General features: G+C 37.4%; 6 protein-coding genes. All 6 read right to left on the reverse strand.

Going from position 1 to position 19,741, the window contains the following annotated elements; translation table 11 throughout:
- Positions 1-7: 7 nt before the first annotated feature.
- Positions 8-10,768, reverse strand: coding sequence for an MBG domain-containing protein (locus BN55_RS02545; protein ID WP_008470117.1), 10,761 nt, complete (start codon positions 10,766-10,768; stop codon positions 8-10).
- A 172-nt stretch (positions 10,769-10,940) separates the two neighbouring features.
- Positions 10,941-12,152: a DUF438 domain-containing protein gene (locus tag BN55_RS02550; protein ID WP_008470119.1), complete on the reverse strand. Its 1,212-nt coding sequence runs from the start codon at positions 12,150-12,152 to the stop codon at positions 10,941-10,943.
- Between the two features lie 89 nt (positions 12,153-12,241).
- On the reverse strand, positions 12,242-12,835 hold the full coding sequence (locus tag BN55_RS02555; RefSeq protein WP_008470121.1) for an iron-sulfur cluster assembly protein: 594 nt from the start codon (positions 12,833-12,835) through the stop codon (positions 12,242-12,244).
- Positions 12,836-12,892: 57 nt separating this feature from the next.
- The gene (nrdG, locus tag BN55_RS02560; RefSeq protein WP_008470123.1) at positions 12,893-13,606 is read right to left on the reverse strand and encodes an anaerobic ribonucleoside-triphosphate reductase activating protein; all 714 of its coding nucleotides are present in this window, start codon (positions 13,604-13,606) and stop codon (positions 12,893-12,895) included.
- Entirely contained in the window at positions 13,606-15,816 is a 2,211-nt protein-coding gene (gene nrdD / locus BN55_RS02565; RefSeq protein WP_008470125.1) for an anaerobic ribonucleoside-triphosphate reductase, read from the reverse strand. The genes nrdG and nrdD overlap by 1 nt, the downstream gene beginning before the upstream one ends.
- A gap of 229 nt (positions 15,817-16,045) precedes the next feature.
- Positions 16,046-19,561 carry a mucin-binding protein gene (locus BN55_RS09515; RefSeq protein ID WP_008470130.1) on the reverse strand — a complete coding sequence of 1,172 codons (3,516 nt, stop codon included), beginning with the start codon at positions 19,559-19,561 and terminating at the stop codon, positions 16,046-16,048.
- Between the last annotated feature and the right edge of the window lie 180 nt (positions 19,562-19,741).

Consider the following 19,741-nt stretch of genomic DNA (forward strand, 5'->3'; position numbering starts at 1 on the left):
AGTTCAATTACTTATCTTCTTTTCTCTTTTTACGTCTATCAGCTAAACCAAAGAGTCCTAAACTTGCACCTAAAATTGCCAAACCTGCCACAACAGGATTGTCAGAAGCAGCTCCAGTTTGAGGAAGATGCTTCTTAACAACTCTTTCACCAATACGTGTAAGCATCCCTGCGTGATATAGAATACGTCCATTTGGTCCAATCACGTCACCGTTAGCAGCAATATGGCTTCCCTTAGGAAAGATCTTGCCATCTGGAGCTACGAGATGACCATGATTGTCAGTATGTGGCTTATCTGGGACTGCAGGTTTGTTATTTGGCTTATCGTTATTATCATCTGGTTTAATATGTGGATGATCATCTGGCTTGTTATCTGGTTTATTATCACCATTATCTTTAACAATATTAATAATTGTTACTCCATTAAGGATAGTAATGGTGGTTGGCAAACTTTCACCTTCAGCTAACTTGTAGCCTGCTGGAATCTTAAGATCTGCCGAAACAGTCGAATCATATGCACCAGTATAGGTCTTAGAATCAATTACATTTCCCTCACTATCCACAAATTTAACTAACTGATCAGCACTTTGTGGAATTGGTGGTTGTGGAGTAGTCTGCTTCTTGATTGCAATTGAAGTAATTCCATTATTAAGGGTGATTTCCGTTGGTAACTTGCTTGGATCACTTGCGACCCAACCAGCTGGAATTTCTGGCTTAAATGGAAGCTTAGTGCCCTTAATGTGACCATCAATAACAATTGAACTAATTACCTTGTTATCAGCATCTACATAGTTAATAGTTTGACTACTATTTTCTAGAATAAATGTTGCAGTTGAACTAAAGCTAATATTGTAGTTTGGATATTCTTGACGGATCTTATTAATTGCATCCCCACTAAGTTCAACATCATAAGTTCCTGCTTCAGTTAATTGAGCTGGATGACCATCTTTACTAAAGACAAAATCATTAGCAGTTAAGCCTGAGATAACTTGCTTGTCGCCATTGATTACCACAACAACAGAATAATTACGAGGATCTACTTCTAAGTCCTTAGTAGTTTGAGAGCCACTAATAGTTGCAGTAGCTTCAGCTGGAGTAATTACCAATAATCCTTGACTACCATCATAACTGTAGTCGTAGTTACTATCAGCTGCCTTAATTGCATCAATTCCAGCTTGACTGAGCTCAACTTGGTAAGTACCAACATTTACTGGGTTACCAATAACTTGAATATCTTTGTCAGTTAACTTATAAGTTTGACCATTAGAAAGTTTAACTTCAAATTTATCAGGCTCTAATGCTATAACGCTTCCAGTGTAAGAAGATTCTTGACTACCATTAAAGCTAATTGTTGCAGTAGCTTTACTAATTGTGACACTGGCTAAACCATCAAAACTCCAGTCGTAATTATTATTAGTAGCAATCTTACTTTGACTAGAATCCTTGAGCTTCAAGTAGTAAGTACCCACATTTACTGGGGCAGCAATTACCTTACCAGTTTCATCAACCCATTCATAGTCGTCAGCAGATAGAGTTGGGACGGTAAGATCTACACCATTGTTAGTAGCAATAGCGTTAGTAATCTTATCAACATTAATTTCTGGAGTTTGGCCGTTGTAAACTACATCATATGAACCTGAAGTGGTTACATCAGCGTTAGCTTTTTCAATTGTAAAGTCTACCGCATCATTATTATAAGTATAGTTATAATGATTACTTTCAAGATTTCGAATTTGACCTAATGCTGCTTCGGTTAATCTAACCTTGTAAGTACCTGCATTAGTTGGTGCAGGAATTGGATTGCCTTGATTATTTACAAATTCAAGATCTGCCGGCTTTAAGACATAAGTTTGGCCATTTGATAACTTCACATTAATGCCGTTAACAACTCCATCAGTAGCTGGAATAACTACTGGATTTCCTGTGTAAATTGTTGAAGCTGAACCGTCAAGAGTAATGCTTGCAGTTGCCTTTTGAATATGATAATTACCTTCGCCTTGGTAACTCCAAGTATAGTTAGTATTTCCAGTAATCGCATTTTGAACTTTTTGCCAGCCAGCTTCAGTTAAACGAACTTGATAAGTTCCAACTTCGCTTGGTGCAGAAATCACTTTTCCATTTTGTAAGAATTCATAATCACTTGTAGTTAATTGCAAAGTACTTGGCAAAGCAATGGTCTTTTCATTTGGATTATCAGTAGTGATTTCTGGAATAAAGTTAGCTGGATCAATTGTTGCTGGATTACCAGTCCAAGTAATAGTTTGATCACTAGTACTTGGCAAAGTAATCTCAGCCTTAGCTTGGCTAATAATATAAGTATACTCACCGCTAATTGCACCAGTGGCAAAACTGTAGTTAGGGTTAGCTGCCTGAATTTTAGCAATTGAACTATCCTTAAGCTTCAAATAGTAAGTACCAGCATTAGTTGGTAAGCCAGTCATTTCAGTATAAGTACCGTCTGAATTCTTGGTATACCAAGCATAGTCAGCTTCGCTTAGCTTAGAAAGATCTAAGCTTTGGCCAGCAACTAAGCCACTTGGCGTCCAAGTAATTGAATTAAAGACATCACTAACTGAAGTTTCCTGACCATTGTAAATCTTATTGCCATTTCCACCTAAAGTATCAGTAGCTGCTTTTTGATTAATTGTGTACTTAATCGTGCCACTTGCAGCATTAAAGCTGTAGTTAGGATTATCCTTTTGCAATGTTTGCAGAGCAGAAGGTTTCAAACAGGCTTCATAAGTGCCAGAATCAGTTGGGATCGCATCTAGCTTCTCACCTTGGGCATTATACCAATCAAAATCACTGATAGTAATACCTTTCATTGATAATGGGTTATCAGTAACAAGATCATTAGCGTTAATCGTTAAGTCTTTTACATCTAAACTAGCAGGCTGACCATCGTAAGTCTTTTCTTGATCTTTACCAGAAATAGTTACATCGGTAATTGACTGAGGAACGATTTCAAAAGTAGCTGAACCAGTTAAGCTATCCGCACTAATTTTTACATTCCCTGAACCAGCATATTGATCAATTGCAGCCTGCAAATGAGCCAAACCAGCTTGGGTCAACTTAATAGTGTAAGTACCTACATTAGTTGGTGCCTCACCATCTGTCCAAATGTAATCACCATCTTGCAAGTGGTAAATACTATTTTCAGTACTACCAGGGAAGGTCAAGTTAACAATAATGTCACCACCATTGTTAAGTTCAGCGGTAGTTACTGCTGATCCATTAAATGTCATTTGGTTAGAACCTGACAAGCTTGCACTAGCCTCAGTGGCTGCATTAATCGTGTAAGTGGCCTTAGTATTAAATGTCCACTTGTAGTTATCGCCATTGTTGCCAGTTAAATTCTTCAACTTAGCTTCACCGGCTGGTGATAATTCAACCGTATAAGTTCCAGCATTAATAGGATCACCATTAGCAAACTGCAAATCATCACTAGTTAACTTAATCGTTTGTGCAGTACCGTCGGGAGCATAAACAGTTGCTGAATAAGTTAAATTATACTTACCAGTATTTAAATCAGCTGGTGTTGTAGCGTTTCCATCATAGGTCTTACTATCGCTACCATCTAAGCTAATCGTGACTTCGCCTTGGTTCACCTTAAAGATGCCATAAGTAGTTACATCGCTCGCATCCTGTGGATAAGCATAGTTAGTACCCAATACAGTCTTGAGATTATCCAGACCTTGAGATGATAAGACAACTTGGTAACTACCAACATCTCCTGGCGTTTGACTAAAAATCAAATCTCCATCTTTAGCTTGGTAGTTTAAAGTAGTACCATTTTCAGTCTTTACAGTTAAGGTATAACCTTGAGGATTCTCCTTAATAGCCTTTAACCAATCATTGGAACCATAAGTTACGTTTCGCTCATTACCACCAACAGTAATTGTCACTGGCATTTGATCAACAAAGAAGTTGGCCCGTGCTGCAGAACCTTGAGTCCAATTATAGTTAGTTGAACCAGTTAAATCTTGGAGCTTCTTCAATCCTTGAGCAGATAATTTGACTTGATAAGTGCCAACATTATCTGGAGTAGTTACAAACTCTAAATCGCCTGTTTCAAGCTTCAAATCTGTATAAATTGGCTCATGTTCATTGTCAGTTGTCGCATTCTTAACAGGTGCAGTAATAGTTATACTGTAGCCATTATCGCCGCCATATTGAATCGTGGCAGTTTCGCCATATTTAATATGCTCTGCGCCACTAATCGTAACGGTAGTATCAGCCGGCGTAATTACATATGTAGCTGGTTCATGTCTAGCATCAATAGGATCTGAATTAGATGAACCGCTTCTAGCAGTGCCATTATTTCCGCTAACAGCATCCCAATCATAATCTGGAAAAGCTGCTTGGAGTTTTTGCAATAGTTGATCAGTAATCTTAACTTGGTAAGAGCCGACATTAACTGGCATTTGCCCGTTAGTAAAGCCATTAATATAGACATCGCCAGCTTTCAAACCACCAATTTTTTGAATAATTTCAGCCTCGGTTGGCCCAGGAACACTGCTATTCCAATTAGTTAATTCAATATGATATGCACTTGGATCGAGTGGTAAATCAGTCCCGTAAGGGGTCGTTTGATTACCATTTAAGGTAACCTGAGCCTTGCGGGCATAGATCAAGAAATCACCAGTTGCCTTACCTAAACTAATGTCATAATTACTTGCACCTGTTAGATTCTTAATCTTATTAAGTGCAGCACTTGTCAAACGAACATAATAAGCTGGATTACCTATTTTATCGTTTTCTTGGGCGTTAGCATGGCTGACTGGATTACCAGCACTATCAACTACTTCTAAATCTTCTGGGATTAAAGTGAAGCTTCCCAATCCAATTGGCTCATTATTTGAGTTACCCCACATTAATTTAATATCACCATTATCAAGCTGAGCTTGGGTAATAGCTGCATTTTGACCATTATAAACTTGTGATGCAGTTCCACTTACGCCGATAATCAAACTTGCTGGATAAATGTGGTAAGTAATGCGGCCTGAAATCGTGCTATTTCCGTCCTTAACAAATGTGTAGTTAGGGTTAGCATTCGCAAAAGCGGTCTTACCTTTTTCATTCAATTGCAAGTAGTAGTAACCAGCATCAGTTGGAGCAGCAATCGGTTTGCCATCTTGATCGACCCATTCAAAGTCATCAGCAGTTAAATCTGGAATAGTCAAGCCTTGAACATTATTGAAGCCAAAGTTTTTCTTGGTTTCTTCATTACTTGGATCAAAGCTGACCGCTTGACCATTGTATTCACTCTTTTCACTACCATCTAACTGAACGTTTGGTGAAACAGCTTGTTCAATTTGGAAAGTGGCACTCCCTGTATTGTCCTTAGATAAGATTACATTACCTTTACCAACCGCTTCATCAATTGCAGCTTGAATTTTATCAAGACCTGCACTAGAAAGAGTCAGAGTATAGGGACCAGCATTAACAGGTGCTTTACCATCTTGAGTATTCCAAGCGTAGTCTCCCTCTGCAAGAGTGAAACTAGTTGGCAAGTTAACAACATTATTACCACTAATAACTACATTAATGGTTGAACCATCAGTATACAAATCAGCTGTTGTTACTGAATTGCCATTGTAAACCATAGAATTGTGACCGCTAAGTTCAGTATTAGCGCTAGCAGGAGTAATGTTGTAAGTGCCAGTTCCACTAGATGCGGTGGCAGACCAAGTTACATTATCACTATTAATCTCTTTGATATGATCCCAACCAGTTTGGGATAAACGAACTGCATATTTTCCAACATTAATTGGAACAGTAGTAGTCCAAGTCCCATCGATATTAAATTCAATATCACCAGCAACTAAGTTATAAGTTGGATTATTTGGTTCATTCAGCTTAATTGAGAAGCCGTTTAAGTAATCACTATTAGGACTACCAGTGTAAGTGTATGAAGGATTGCCACTAAATTCTGCAGATGCTTGGGCCTTGTTAATAACTAAAGTACCGAAACTTGTACCTTGGCTAATCTTGTAATTATCACCAACGGCTTGTTGAATCTTATTGGCACCGGCATCAGTTAAGACAATATGGTAAACACCACCAGCATTCGTTGCAGTGATAGGCTTACCGCTGACATCAACAATTTGGAAGTCACCAGAATCTAATTGTACATTGCTCAAGCTAGCTGTTGCTCCATCTTTAGAGCTAATGCTTACTTGAACACTGTTATTTCCATTAGCATTGTATTTAACGCTAATTGGTTGGCCAGTGTAAGTTTCGGTTTGTGTACCATCGACACTTACAGTATTTTCAGCAGCTGTAATAGTGTAAGTAGCTAAGCCACCACCATTAATCAAAGTAAAGTTAGGATTATCCTTCTGTAGAGTAGATAGTGCAGCGTCCTTAAGTTTTATGTAGTAAGTTCCAACATTTTCAGGATTACTGATCGAATTACCCTGAGCATCTACCCACTCATAACTATCACTGGTGAGGCCAGTCGTATCTAAAACTACTTTGGCATTGTTAAAGTTAGTAGTAATTGTTAATTTTGAAGGATCGATACTAGTCGCAGGTTGGGCATCATAGATCTTACTATAATTTCCAGATGTCTGGTTGCTTAAAGTGAAAGTAGCTGGGGCCGGATTAATAATATAGGTTGCAGTACTGGTAAAGGTTGAATTACCCTGAGCATCTACCCATTTAATACTGTTATTACCAAATTCTTTTATAATATTCTGCTTGCCATGTTCTGACCAACGTAACTCATAGGTACCTGCATTAGTTGGCATTTCAGTCGTCCAAGTTTGACCATTATTAGATGAAAATTCAACATCCCCGGCCTGTAAAGTATAGACATCCCCAGTGGGCCCTGTAACTCCAGCATAAATTGGATTGTCACCATCCCCATTATTAAGGTCATCAAGAGTGATTGGACTGCCAGTGTAAGTTGACTCATTAGTACCTGCCAAAAATGCTGTTGCAGTTGCCGTATAGGTTATATTAATTACAGTCGGAAGTGTATCGATAGTGACAGTTTGAGCTGGAATAGGTCTCCAGTTTGGAATATTTAATGTTGTTTCAGTAGTTGTCCCATCAGGATGCGTAACTATTTGTTTAATGACTTTCGTATAATTATTAGGAACCGGTATATTGTTATAGCGGTCCCATTCACCTGTAGTCCAGCCACTACCATCAAAGCCATCAAATACTACTCCGCTATCATCAGCATTTACGCGTACAGGTCTAGTAATTGTTGCTGATTGAGTCGTAGTTTGGGTAACTGAAGGAGTTCCTGGTTGGTTAACTGGCGTGAAGTTAATTACACGGTTAATAGTTTTTTGCGTCAATGATTTAGGTACATAGTAAGTTGTCAATTCGTTACGAACATACCATTGAGGAGCATTATTAGTAGTAAATACTGTATTGGAATTATAATTTGGATTAGCAAAATTTACAGTAGTATATGTGCCTGTAGAATTGAGGTTTGCTACTACATAGTCATTGCCAGCATCAGGAGGAGTAACAGTAAATTGTCCATCTTGTGCTATATTCCAGTTTCCAGAAATCACATGGAAACCTAAGTTATCCTCAGTCTTATCCCAAGTCCAATCTCCATAAACCACTTTATTGGTTGAAGCATTAATGGTCCCAGCTTGTTTGAAGAAAACTTGAATCTGCGCATCGGGTGCAACTGATTGGCCATTCTTATCACCACCTGCATACACAAATTTAGCGGTTATTGTTCTAGCTTCAGTTTTATTTGGAACATAGAAAATAGTATGAACAGGTTGAGCTTCATAAAGAGATGCAGCCGTAGTATATGCAGTTGAGCCTTTAGAAATATCGCTGGTATCGCCATCACTACCATTCCAAGTAGGGAAAACAAATTGATTAGCAGGAACTTTACTAGTATTTGTAGCAGGACCACCAGTGTAAGCTGTATATCCATCTAAGGTTGGTACATCGGCAGTTACTGTAGCCCACTTTTGCGGTAAATTAGTCCAAGTCCCGGATACTACATGGTAACCAGGTGTATTACTATCACCTTTTTTAGTATTCCATTGCCATGGACCATACGTAACAGTTCCAGTTACCAAATCTTTTGTAGCTTGCCGAATATAGTAAACATCTAAAACTGCAGAAGTAAAGGCATTACCATCCTCGGTGTAAGTACCGTCTTCATTAACCTTTGTCTTAACGTAATTTACGGTAACAGTGCGTGTTTCTTGTGCAGCTGGATCAGTATTAGTTACGTCTTGAGTTTTATGAACTAAGTGAACAACAACATTTGCACCATAGAATGAAGGAGCAGCCTCAGTCGTCCATTTATAATTTGGTATTGTCCAATTACAACTTGGATCTGTAAATGATCTCCACTGATCTCCAGCAACTGTTGCTCCTGCAGGTACTCCAGAGACACTAACAGATTGATACTTAGCTGGATTTACGCCATCTGGAAACTTAAGATCATTACTATAGCCACCATTACCAGCATTTTTTATATCAAATTGAATAATTTCCTTATTTTCCGTATCATCCCAGTAAGTGATTGTAAACTGCATTTGTTGAGTAACAGTAACCTTAGCAGTAGCTGGAGCAGTTACGGCAGTGTATTGCTGGCCATTCACAGAAACCGGATAAGTTGCAATAACTTTAACATTATATGTCCCTACTTGATCCCAATTTGGTTCACTATTATCAGCAAATTCAAATGTAGTACCTGATGGGAAATCAGCAACATTAGTGACTAAATCTTTAGCTGTTAAAGTCTTCCCCTTATAGGTAGTCTTATCTTGAATCTGAAGGTTTTTCTTTTGATCTGCAGGGATAGTAACAACTTGGTATGTAGCATTCGCATAGTTAACTAGATGATTATTGTGACCCGTTACATCATCAACAGGGGCAGTTGAAACTCTCTTTAGTACATAGTTATGCTCAGTAACATAATCCTCAAGCTTTTGATCAACCATGTCTTTGTAACTATTAATGGCATCCGTCATGTTACTTGCACCAGCTGCATCATAAACAACAGGTACAGAAATAGTAGTAAGTTGGCTACCACTGGCATTATTAATAGTGATATTGTGTGTATTATTGTTTTTATTGGATAAAAGAGTGTAGAGACTACCACTAGCTAAAATGATTGGTTGAGTAAAGCCACCATTGGCAATACCCAAAGTGTTTAACTTATCAGCAGTAAGTGTGGAGTTATTACCGAGATAAACGACTGACTGAGTATTATTTATGACATTAGATGCACTGGTTACCTTACTAAAGTCCCAGTTAGAAAGATCAACATATTGAGCATTTGACCCAGCAAACAAAACTGACATATTGGTAACATTGCTCGTGTTCCAGTTAGCAATCGCACTTGCATCAACCAATGATCCTTCATTGGCAAAAGTTGCTTCAAGATTAGTTACCTTACTGGTATTCCAGTTTTCCAAACCATGCAGGCTCGTTAGAGCCTGGTTAACATTAAATGCCCGATTCAGATCAGTCACATTGCTAGTATCCCACTTAGCTAAGGCACTAATGTCAGTCAAATTAGCATCACTCATAAAAATGACGCCCAGATCAGTTACATGACTTACATTCCAATTTTCTAGACCTTGTAAGTTCGTAAAACTATTATTAGCAAATGCAGTGTTAAGTTTTTGTAAACTATCAGTCTTCCAATTGCTTAAAGGAGAAAGATCTGTAACTTTGTTAACATTGTTAAAAATCCGGGTCATATTCGTAACTTTTTGAACATCCCAGTTTTCCAAACCAGTTAAGCTAGTCAAGCCAGTCGCATTTTGGAATAAAAGGGACATATTAGTTACATTGGAAACATCCCAGTCACTGATTCCAGTCAAAGATGATAGGTTAGAAGCACCTTCAAAAGTACTTTGCATCGAAGTAACGCTACTTGTGTCTAAACTGTTGGCATCTAAATTGGTCAAAGTAGTGTTCTTTTGGAAAGTATTATCTAAGTTAGTGCTTGCAAGCTTAATTTTCTTATCATCAGTTTTACTAAAGGCAATAGTAGCAGCATTTTGCCAGCTTTTAATTAAATCATTAGATATTGATACTTGAAGATTATTAGTTGATTTATCAGCAGCCGTAAAGTCAGCCTCATTAGGCACAATAATGTGAGTTTGATCGCCGGTGTAGCCAGTTAATTGGTAATAATTGTTTCCATCAAATGTCGTGTTCTGCCCTGTCCATTTAGAGGTATCTAATGTCCCCCAAGTAGCAGAATCATATCCGCCGTTAGTTGTGGCTGCTTTTGCTGCAGCTTTATTTTCTTGAAGAGCTTTAACATTTGCTACATTAGCAGCAGCCTTGCTTACATTAAGTTTATTTGTCTTTTGATCTGCATTCTTAGCAGTATTTTCTTGAGTTGCAGAATTTGTTTCGTTTTTGGTTTGAGAAGTAGAAGAATTAGGCTTTGAAGTTTCAGATTTTTGAATAGTAGAAGGAGTTTCTGTAGACTGCGCAGTTGCACTAGCTTGATTATTATTTGAAGGAGTAGCTGCCGCGCTATCATCCTTTGTAAGTTCATCAGACTTGTGAACTACACTCTTTTGTGAATCATTATTTGTAACATCCTTTTGAACTGGATTAGCCTCAGTTTCTTGATCTTTTTTATTAGTTTGAGAATTCTGCTCTTGTATATTATTAGGTAAAGTATCTGCATGAACCACTTCATTGTTACTTAATCCTAAAAATAAAGTTGACAAAAGAACAGAACAAGTTCCAATAGTTAACTTTCTTATCCCGAATCTTTGTTTTGCATCTAAGTCACGTTTATTGAATAACATGTAGCCTCATACTCCTGTAGTAATTTCTATTAATAATATGTTTAATTTAATACTATAAACCAGTTTTATTATACCGCTAAGCATAACATAACGCTATTTAGAAGGTAATAAGTTAATCATTATTAAGTAATTAGATAATCGGAGCTGAGCTTGTATATTCTTTTACGATACTTTATAAAGTTTTCTTTTCTTTTTTAAAGCTGCGAATCTTAGTAACATCTTGGGCAACTTCTAAGCATCCCAAATACTTGCCTGACTCATCACGCACTGCAAAATATTGCAAATATAAATATCGCTTCATATGTCTAGGTTCAAACCAAAATTCATACTTATCCTTTTCACCTGTATGAAAAGCATCAAATATCTTTTTAACTACCGGTACACTTTCTGGAAGATGACAAGAGTAAACAGAGTTTCCCAGTGCATTGCTTGAATGAGGAAAAATTGAAGCACCGCCTCCAAAATAAACTACCTTATCATTTTCATCAATAAAAGTTAAAGCAAACGGCAACAAGTCCAAAATAGCATTGAGCTGCCTTAAATTCAGACTCCCTTCTTTAAAGTTAAGTATTAAACCAGATAGTTTTTCTAATGATACTGCACCTGAATTTGTATTAGCAGTCGAATTATGGCTTGCTTGCCAGTTCATTGGCTTTTGAATCAAGGTATAACCAATCTGGTCTTCTTCTTTTTTAACGTTATACCAATCCTGCTCATTTGCGACTTCGTCTATCATTGGGATCATGATTTTTTCTTCTTTAACGATCATCTCAAGTACTTCATGGCTGGCTTGTTTAATGGTCGACTCTACATAATTCATGTCAGGTTTTGGTGCATCGACAGCTTCATTTGCTTGCGCGATCAATTTTCTGATCTTATCATCAACGCCCCACATCACTTGCGGCGGCGCTGTAATCCCGTATTTATTCATTAGCGGAAAAATCGATGTTTCTTTTCTAGCATAGTGCTTGTGGATCGTGGCTAAATCACGCAATTCTGTTTGAAGCTTATTTAAGGCTGCCTGATCACCATTTTTAAACTTTTCAAGATCTGGCAGTAAAGCATCTTCAATCAAGGACTTAATGACGAGATTTTCTAACTTGATAGTGTGGACTGGATGACCAGGAATTGAAAAATCGGGATTTTCTTTATTTTGCTTAATATTATCTTTGAACAAGTCCACATGTACATTACACAAATACTGAATTTGGCGCGGATCTAGCCCGCCTGCAATTAGTGCACGTTCAGCTTTAGTGATCTCGCTGACGTCGACTTGGTCAAAATTTTCTTGAAACATTTTTTTAGCGTTTGCTAAGTCGCCGCCATCTTGAATATAGTGTAGAATCTTTAAAATCGCTGCTTGTCTTTTGTTATCTTGCTTCATTTTGCTTCCTAAACTAAAAATTTATATTATATTTTCAAAGTCAATTGAGAGTGGCTCATCAAAACCTACGTAAAATTGCAATTTCACTATTATCCATCAATTACTTTATAGCCCTTATCTTCAAAGGCTTTTTTTATTTTAGCTAAATCTAAATGCATAGCTTGTGCACCTAGTGGGATCGTCATTACCCTTCCTACTGTTGAAAGCAGTCCTGGGATCTTAATTCTAGTAAAACCACAATCATACATAATCTGAATAAAATCAGGATATTGGCTGGCTAGTTTTTTAATTGGAACACTAAAGTCAATAATTTTTTCTTTTTCTTCAGTTGCTTCAATTTCCTCTTCTTGATCAATTGCTTGCTCATTATCTAACATTCCCAATTGCTTTTTAGCTGCCTGAGTCATTTTTTCTGGACTCCAAACCGGATACCAAACAAGCTTAACGTCAACTTTATCAATACCATCAACTTGCAAGACGGCTTTTTCAATTTGATCTTGCAAATATGAAGAAAGCGGGCAACCTGAAATAGTAAGTGTCATCTTCACCGTGGCATGCGAGCCTTCAATATCAATACCATAAATTAACCCCAAATTAACTACATCAACTAATAATTCAGGATCTTGGACCTTTTGCAGCTGAGTCATAATTTGATCAACCAATTGTAAGTTCTTTTCTTTCATTGCTTTACCTCAAAAAAATAAGAGAAACAAAATTGTCTCTCTTATATTCTACATAACCTATCGGACTAATTTGTCCCAAATTATAACTTTATTAGCTTTGAGCGATTTTTGAACGTCAATAATTCTTTGATTGCTTGAACCTCTAAATTGTAGGGTTAAGTCCTTCAAATCATCCATAAAGCGACCATCAACTAAAATATCAATCTTAGATAGCATCTCTTTTTTATCGGGGGTTTCTTTTTGCAATTCATCCCAGGCATAGCCAGACCAAGACCAAATATCTTTACTATGACCAAACTCCTTGCGGACGCGATTTATAATTTTTAGACAAACCCAGGTATTCAAAAATGGTTCGCCACCAAGTAGCGTTAAGCCCTGAACATAAGATTGAGACATATCTTCAATGATCTTATCTTCTAGTTCTTGGGTATAAGGTCGACCATAATTAAAATTCTGAGCAGCTAAGTTATAGCATCCCGGACAGTCAAACAAGCAGCCACTCACATAAAGACTGCACCGCACTCCTTCACCATCAACGAAGTTAAACGGCTTATAGTCTGCAATCTTATGTTTAGAATATTCTTCTGAAACCCACTCACCTGGCTTAGGATTTTTAGGCATTTTGTGCTGACGCTTGAGGAGTTTAGCATGCTGGACTTGGGGCTTATATTGGTTAGCATCGACAAAAACGGTATCGCCGCCAATATTTACTTTGATTAAATTACCACGGACGTCAGGTCCTTCTTGGTTATTTTTATCCTTTTCAGGCATTAATATTCCTTGTTCTTTCTAATTTCTTTACTTGCTACTTGTTGCTCCATACCTAAGTTCATGTGCTTTACCCGGTGGACAATTTCTTCGTGACGGCCATGAACCATTGGACGCTTAAGTGGATTTCCTAAATAGCCACAAGTACGTTTTACACAATCACAGGTTTCTGGATCGTGATTGCCACACTTCGGACATTCAAATCCCTTAGCAGTTGCCTTAAATTCACCGGCAAAGCCGCACTTGAAGCAGTGGTCAATTGGAGTGTTTGTTCCTAAATATCCCACCTTATCATAAGCCCAGTCCCAAACAGCTTCTAAGGCCTTAGGATTTTGCTTTAAGTTAGGGTATTCACAGTAATGGATAAAGCCACCAGCAGCATAATATGGGTATGGTGCTTCAAAAGCTAACTTTTCAAATGGGGTTGGGTGTTTTCTAACATCGTAGTGGAAAGAGTTAGTGTAGTATTCCTTATCGGTGATGTCTTTGACCTTGCCAAATTTTTCAGTATCTAATCTGCAGAATCTATCAGTTAAGCTCTCACTAGGAGTTGAGTAAACGCTGTAGTGGTAGTGGTTAGGATCTTGTTTTTCCCACTTAGCGCAGTAGTCGTGAAGCTGCTTAACAATATTAATTGTAAATTGGTGAGCTTGCTCATTATGCTCCCAATTAGGACCATAAAAGACAGTGCCGACTTCATAAAGTCCGATGTAGCCAAGTGAAACGGTGCAGCGACCATTGATAAAGAGCTGGTTGACGTCATCAGTTGCCTTTAAACGTTTACCAAACGCACCATATTCATACAAAATTGGAGCATTATCAGGCACGGCTTGGCGACAGCGCGCTGCTTTGACTTGGAGTGCTTCGTGAGCAGTTTGAACTTTTTCTTTAAAGATCTTCCAGAACAAGTCCTTGTCACCCTTTGATTCCATTGCAATTCTCGGTAGATTTAAAGTGACAACTCCCAAGTTCATTCGACCCGAGTTAACTTCCTTGCCAGTTTCAGGATCTTCCCAGCCTTGTAAAAATGAGCGACAACCCATTGGCGCCTTAAAGGATCCAGTGATCTTTTTAAGAGTGTCATACATGACAACATCTGGGTACATTCTCTTAGTTGAACATTCTAAGGCTAATTCTTTGATGTCATAGTTAGGATCACCAGGATGCAAGTTAAGGCCTTTTTTTAAGGTGAAAACTAATTTAGGAAAGATTGCAGTTCGCTTATCTTTACCTAATCCTTCAATTCGGATCTTAAGGATAGATTTTTGAATTTCACGCTCAATCCAGCTCGTACCCAGTCCAAAGCCTAAAGTGGTAAATGGTGTTTGACCCTGACTTGAAAACAAGGTATTAATCTCATATTCAAGTGCTTGCATAGCATCGTAGATATCTTTTTTAGTGCGCTTTTTGGCAAAAGCTTCGATCTTTTCTTCATCATCAAAGAACTCACTGGCTTCTTTAATATTCTTGTGGTAGTTCTTTTCAGCATATGGAGCTAAGACCTCGTCAACGCGATCAGCACTACAGCCACCGTATTGACTAGAAGCGACATTAGCGATGATTTGTGACATTTGAGCTGTTGCGGTTTCAATTGAATGTGGACTTTCAATATTTGCATTACCGATGGTAAAACCATGAGCCAGCATTTCTTTAAAATCAATCAAGCAGCAGTTAGTCAACGGACTGAGTGGAGTGTAGTCTAAGTCGTGCCAGTGAATATCACCACGCAAGTGCGCTTTTGCAATATGTTCAGGCATCATAGTTAGACCGATAGTTTTACCCACCACACCAGCTGTTAAATCACGCTGGGTTGAAAAAACTCGTGAATCCTTATTAGCATTTTCATTAACGATAGTTGGATCATGGTGGACTAAACGTTGCAAACGGTTAGTAGTCTTAGTTTGCTCTTTAAAGTTAAGTTCATCTTGTCTTCTATAGTCAATATAAGCTTGGGCCTGTTTAACGTAGCCTTCTTCACGCAAAACTGCCACAAAGCTTGCCGCAATATCTTGGGCACGCACATTATCTTTATTGCTGATCTTTTTCAAAATCAAGGGCAATAATTGACCTTCTTGATCCTTTAAGCCCATTTTTTCTAAGATCATTTGTAATTTATAAAGTCCAAAGTCGTAGACGCTACCGTCACGTTTAGTAACTTTTTCAGGGATATTTAAGTCATTGGCTTTTTGAATTTCGCGGCGTTGTTTTAGCATAGTTAATTCTTCTTTCGTTAGATAGCATATGTCTATTCTAACAGAAAACACAACATATTGTATGCTGCAGAATCCGAACAATACATTTTGTAGGTGCAAAAAGCCTACTGGGATAGTAATACACACTTTTAAAAATATTTTTCAAATTTTGTATAGGATTCAATAGACAAAAAAATAGTGGGTTCGCAATCTCGAATCCACTATTTTATCTTTGATAAGGAAGAATTATTTAGTTTTTCTTTTTACGATCTGCAGCAATTCCAAATAAACCTGCAATTGATGCAACTACTAAGCCCATGATTGAAGCAGAATTTTGTTTAGCACCAGTTTGTGGAAGTGGTCTAACCGTATCATCGTGCTTTTTAGTTGTATTTTGAGCACTCGAATGTGCAAAATTGGTCTTTCCATTATTTACATCATTAGTGGCAACAACCTTTTCTGAAATAGCTGGCGTTTCACTTGCGTGAGGCTTAACTGTTTCTTCATCATTAGAAGTATTATCAGTATTTGGATTAGTTGGTTGATCTTCACCATGAGGTGCTGGCACATCATTATTGTCAGAATTATTGTTATCACCATTATCGTTTGGAACATCAGGTTGTGGTTCTGGTTGTGGTAATGGGTAAACTGGATTATCTGGCTGAATGATTGGATCGTCAGTTTGACTTTGCTTTTTAGTGTAGTGAATGGTGATAGTTTCATCCTTAGTTGCATTTTCAGCGCTGACATCTTTTTCATTAGTAAAGTAGCCATCAATTACTGGATTCTTTACTGCTTCAAAGTCTGCCTTTGTCCAATTAGTGACGTCTGTTTCTTTTTTGGTTTCTGGATCTACTGATACCCACTTAGTTATAGTGACTTCTTGCTTAAATGGAGTTTGAAGGGCTGCACCATTTTCATCTACATAGTTGATAGTTCTAGTGTAAGTCTTACTTCTTTGCTCTAAAGCTGGCTTAGTATTAGTGGTTGGATCGTCGGTTTGACTTTGCTTTTTAGTGTAGTGGATGGTGATGGTTTCATCTTTTACTGCATTTTCAGCATCGACGTCTTTTTCATTAGTAAAGTAGCCATCAACTACCGGATTCTTTACTGCTTCATATTTATTGTCAGACCAAGATCCATAGTGCTTATTACCATTTTTATCCACAACGAATGGTCTAGTTTGTGTAACGACTTGAACAACTGGATCTTGTAACAACTTGTTGTTTTCATCTACATATCTAATTGTTCTAGTGTAACTAGTAGCTTCGTGGTCAATTGGCAAAATTGGCTTACTTGGTTGAGTAGTTGGATCACCAGTTGCTGTTTTCTTCATAGAATAAGTAACTATTATGGTACCTAAATCAGTCTCATCAGACTTAGAATCAACGCTCATCCCTGCGACAGTAGCCTTATCAACCAAATCATAGCCAAGATCTTTTGGTGCTTTAGAAACTACATCAGCAAATGCCGGTTGATCTGATGTCCAATCAGTAGTCTTTACAACTTTATCGCCATCTTTAATAATATGACGCGTAAATGTAACTGTTTGAACATATCTACTCTTACCATCTGGTGCTCCATTTACAGGAATGTTTTTGGTTGAATCGTTTTTATCAGTTCCAACGTATTCAATAGTTCTAGTGTAAATCTTACTTTCTGTAGTATCGGTTAATAATTTAACATCTACAGTTTGATCGTCTTTTTGAGATTCAAAGACTGTATTTAAGGCATTTTTGACACTATCAGAATCAATGACATACTTTTCTTTCAAGTTATTCAAAGTATCATTCCATTTTGCCTTAGCACTACTATCAGCCCAACTTACTTGGTCACCAAAAGTATTGGAGTTATTTGCATAACTGTAAAGTGGGAAAATTGCAACAGTTTGATCACCATCTTTAAAGTTAACAGTAATCTTTTGCAATACACTAATGTGGTCCTTTACATTAAATGTACGACCATCAGCATCAGTAATAACGATCTCAACTGGGACTTCATTGGTTGCAGCATCATAACTTGGTGCTTTGACCCATGAAACGGTATAACCATTATCTTTTAAAAGATTTTTACTGTCATCATTAATAATGCTGTCTGGCATTAAATCAACATGATTTGCATCACTACTCTTATATGCATGTGGCGTTACAGTATTAAAGACAACCACGTTAAAGACGCGACTAGTATTATCTTTTGAAACCTTAACTGGATATACACCTGCTTTATGAATATCAATTTGTGAAGTATCAACACTTGCATCATCAGTAAACATATTCTTTACAGTTTGGATATAAGTTTGATCATTGTCGTCCGGTCCTTGAGCTTCAAGCAAAGTTGGCGCATCGGCTTTTTGATAAATTACTCGTTCAACCGGAAGAAATAAACTTGAAATATTGCCAGTTCCTAATTGAATTGGCTTACCTTGAGCATCGTAAAACTTATACTCTGATCTATAGAAGTAGCCATTTTGAACATCGGTAGCAGAACCAAAGTTTAATAGTTTATAACCGAAGCTTCTTAAAGTAGAATCCAAGCGTTTCATAGCTCCATTAAGGTTAACTTGAGCTTCTTTAGTTAAGAAATCATCTTTTCCAGGCTTATAGTAATTAAATGAGAAGTTATTAACTGACGCATCACCATCTTCATAAGTTGGATATTTATTATCCTTCACTAATGCATCAATGACGCTTTGAGGTACTGAGTGTAATTCTCTAGTATTAGCGTTAACACCAGTCATATCTACTAAGAAGTAATCTTTACCAACCTGATCACTCAAGTTAGTTTCAAATGCAGTATCTGCAATGTTAAACCCAGTCTTATAGAAAATACCAATAGGACTTGAAGTAGTAACTGGGTAATTCCTATTAACATCTTTAACAGTAAACGGAACGACGATTGTCGCACTCTTACCTGCTTGCAGCTTACCAACAACAGTAAAGCCTGCAATCTTACTTGGATCTTTAGCAGCATCAGCTGCAGATTTACTATAGCCTGATGAACCAACGACTGCTGCCATACCAAAATTGGTCAAGCTTAAGCCTTGCTCACTATAATTTCCATCAAAGACAATATTGCCTGCAGCATCTGTCTTAGTTCGACTAGCATCTACAACGATGTTAGCATTAGTTCCATCCCATGCTGGAAATTGATAAGCGTAATCGCCAAAACCTGTAATGTCTTGAGTTTTATCAGTTGGGTTAGTGATAGTAATTTTAAAATTGGCGTCACTAGCAGTAGATGTATTATAAATTAATTTGCTATCTTTAGTGTCGTCATTCAAGCCAATGGTAGTAATTTGACCTTCCTTATTTTTGGCATTAAATTCAATATTAGTTACTACACCATTTTTATCGACAAAAGTCGGCTTTGAATTATCTTGCTTTTTATCAGATGGAAAAAGCAATGCTGGTGATTCAGCTTTACTTTGAGCAGTGTAATCTTCACCTGCTTGAGGAGGAATTGACTTAGTAGCAGCTTGACTAGTTACAGTTGTGTTGTCTGAGCTAGGAGCTTGACTAGCTACACGTAAAGTTACACTCTTTTTAGCAGGCTTAGTATCTAAAATTTTTTCAGAATCAGTAGTACTCTCGTCAGTTTTTGCCTGAGTTTGACTATCTTCAGTGTTTGCCTGAGTTTGACTACCTTCGTCAGTAGTAGCTGCGTGAACTTGATTGTTGGCACCCAACATCACCAAACCAAACATCACACTAACAGCACCAATTGTTAATTTTCTAATTGAAAAACGAGGTTGTTGATCTTGTTTCATTGCTCATCCATCTCTTCTAAATAGCATTTTTTGATTTATCATTCTTTACCAATTAATAATAACACATGTTATTGAAAGTGCAACAATGTTTTCTATTCTTGGCTAAGCAATATATACTATATTATTTATTATGTTAATAAAAAAAGCCCCACCAAGCTCTTTAGCTTAGTGGGGTTATTT

It is taken from the genome of Lactobacillus hominis DSM 23910 = CRBIP 24.179 (assembly GCF_000296835.1).
Lineage (GTDB): Bacteria > Bacillota > Bacilli > Lactobacillales > Lactobacillaceae > Lactobacillus > Lactobacillus hominis.

Coding starts and splice junctions, on each gene's coding strand:
- BN55_RS02545 (WP_008470117.1), bottom strand. CDS start 10,768: ATGTTATTCAATAAACGTGACTTAGATGCAAAACAAAGATTCGGGATA.
- BN55_RS02550 (WP_008470119.1), bottom strand. CDS start 12,152: ATGAAGCAAGATAACAAAAGACAAGCAGCGATTTTAAAGATTCTACAC.
- BN55_RS02555 (WP_008470121.1), bottom strand. CDS start 12,835: ATGAAAGAAAAGAACTTACAATTGGTTGATCAAATTATGACTCAGCTG.
- nrdG (WP_008470123.1), bottom strand. CDS start 13,606: ATGCCTGAAAAGGATAAAAATAACCAAGAAGGACCTGACGTCCGTGGT.
- nrdD (WP_008470125.1), bottom strand. CDS start 15,816: ATGCTAAAACAACGCCGCGAAATTCAAAAAGCCAATGACTTAAATATC.
- BN55_RS09515 (WP_008470130.1), bottom strand. CDS start 19,561: ATGAAACAAGATCAACAACCTCGTTTTTCAATTAGAAAATTAACAATT.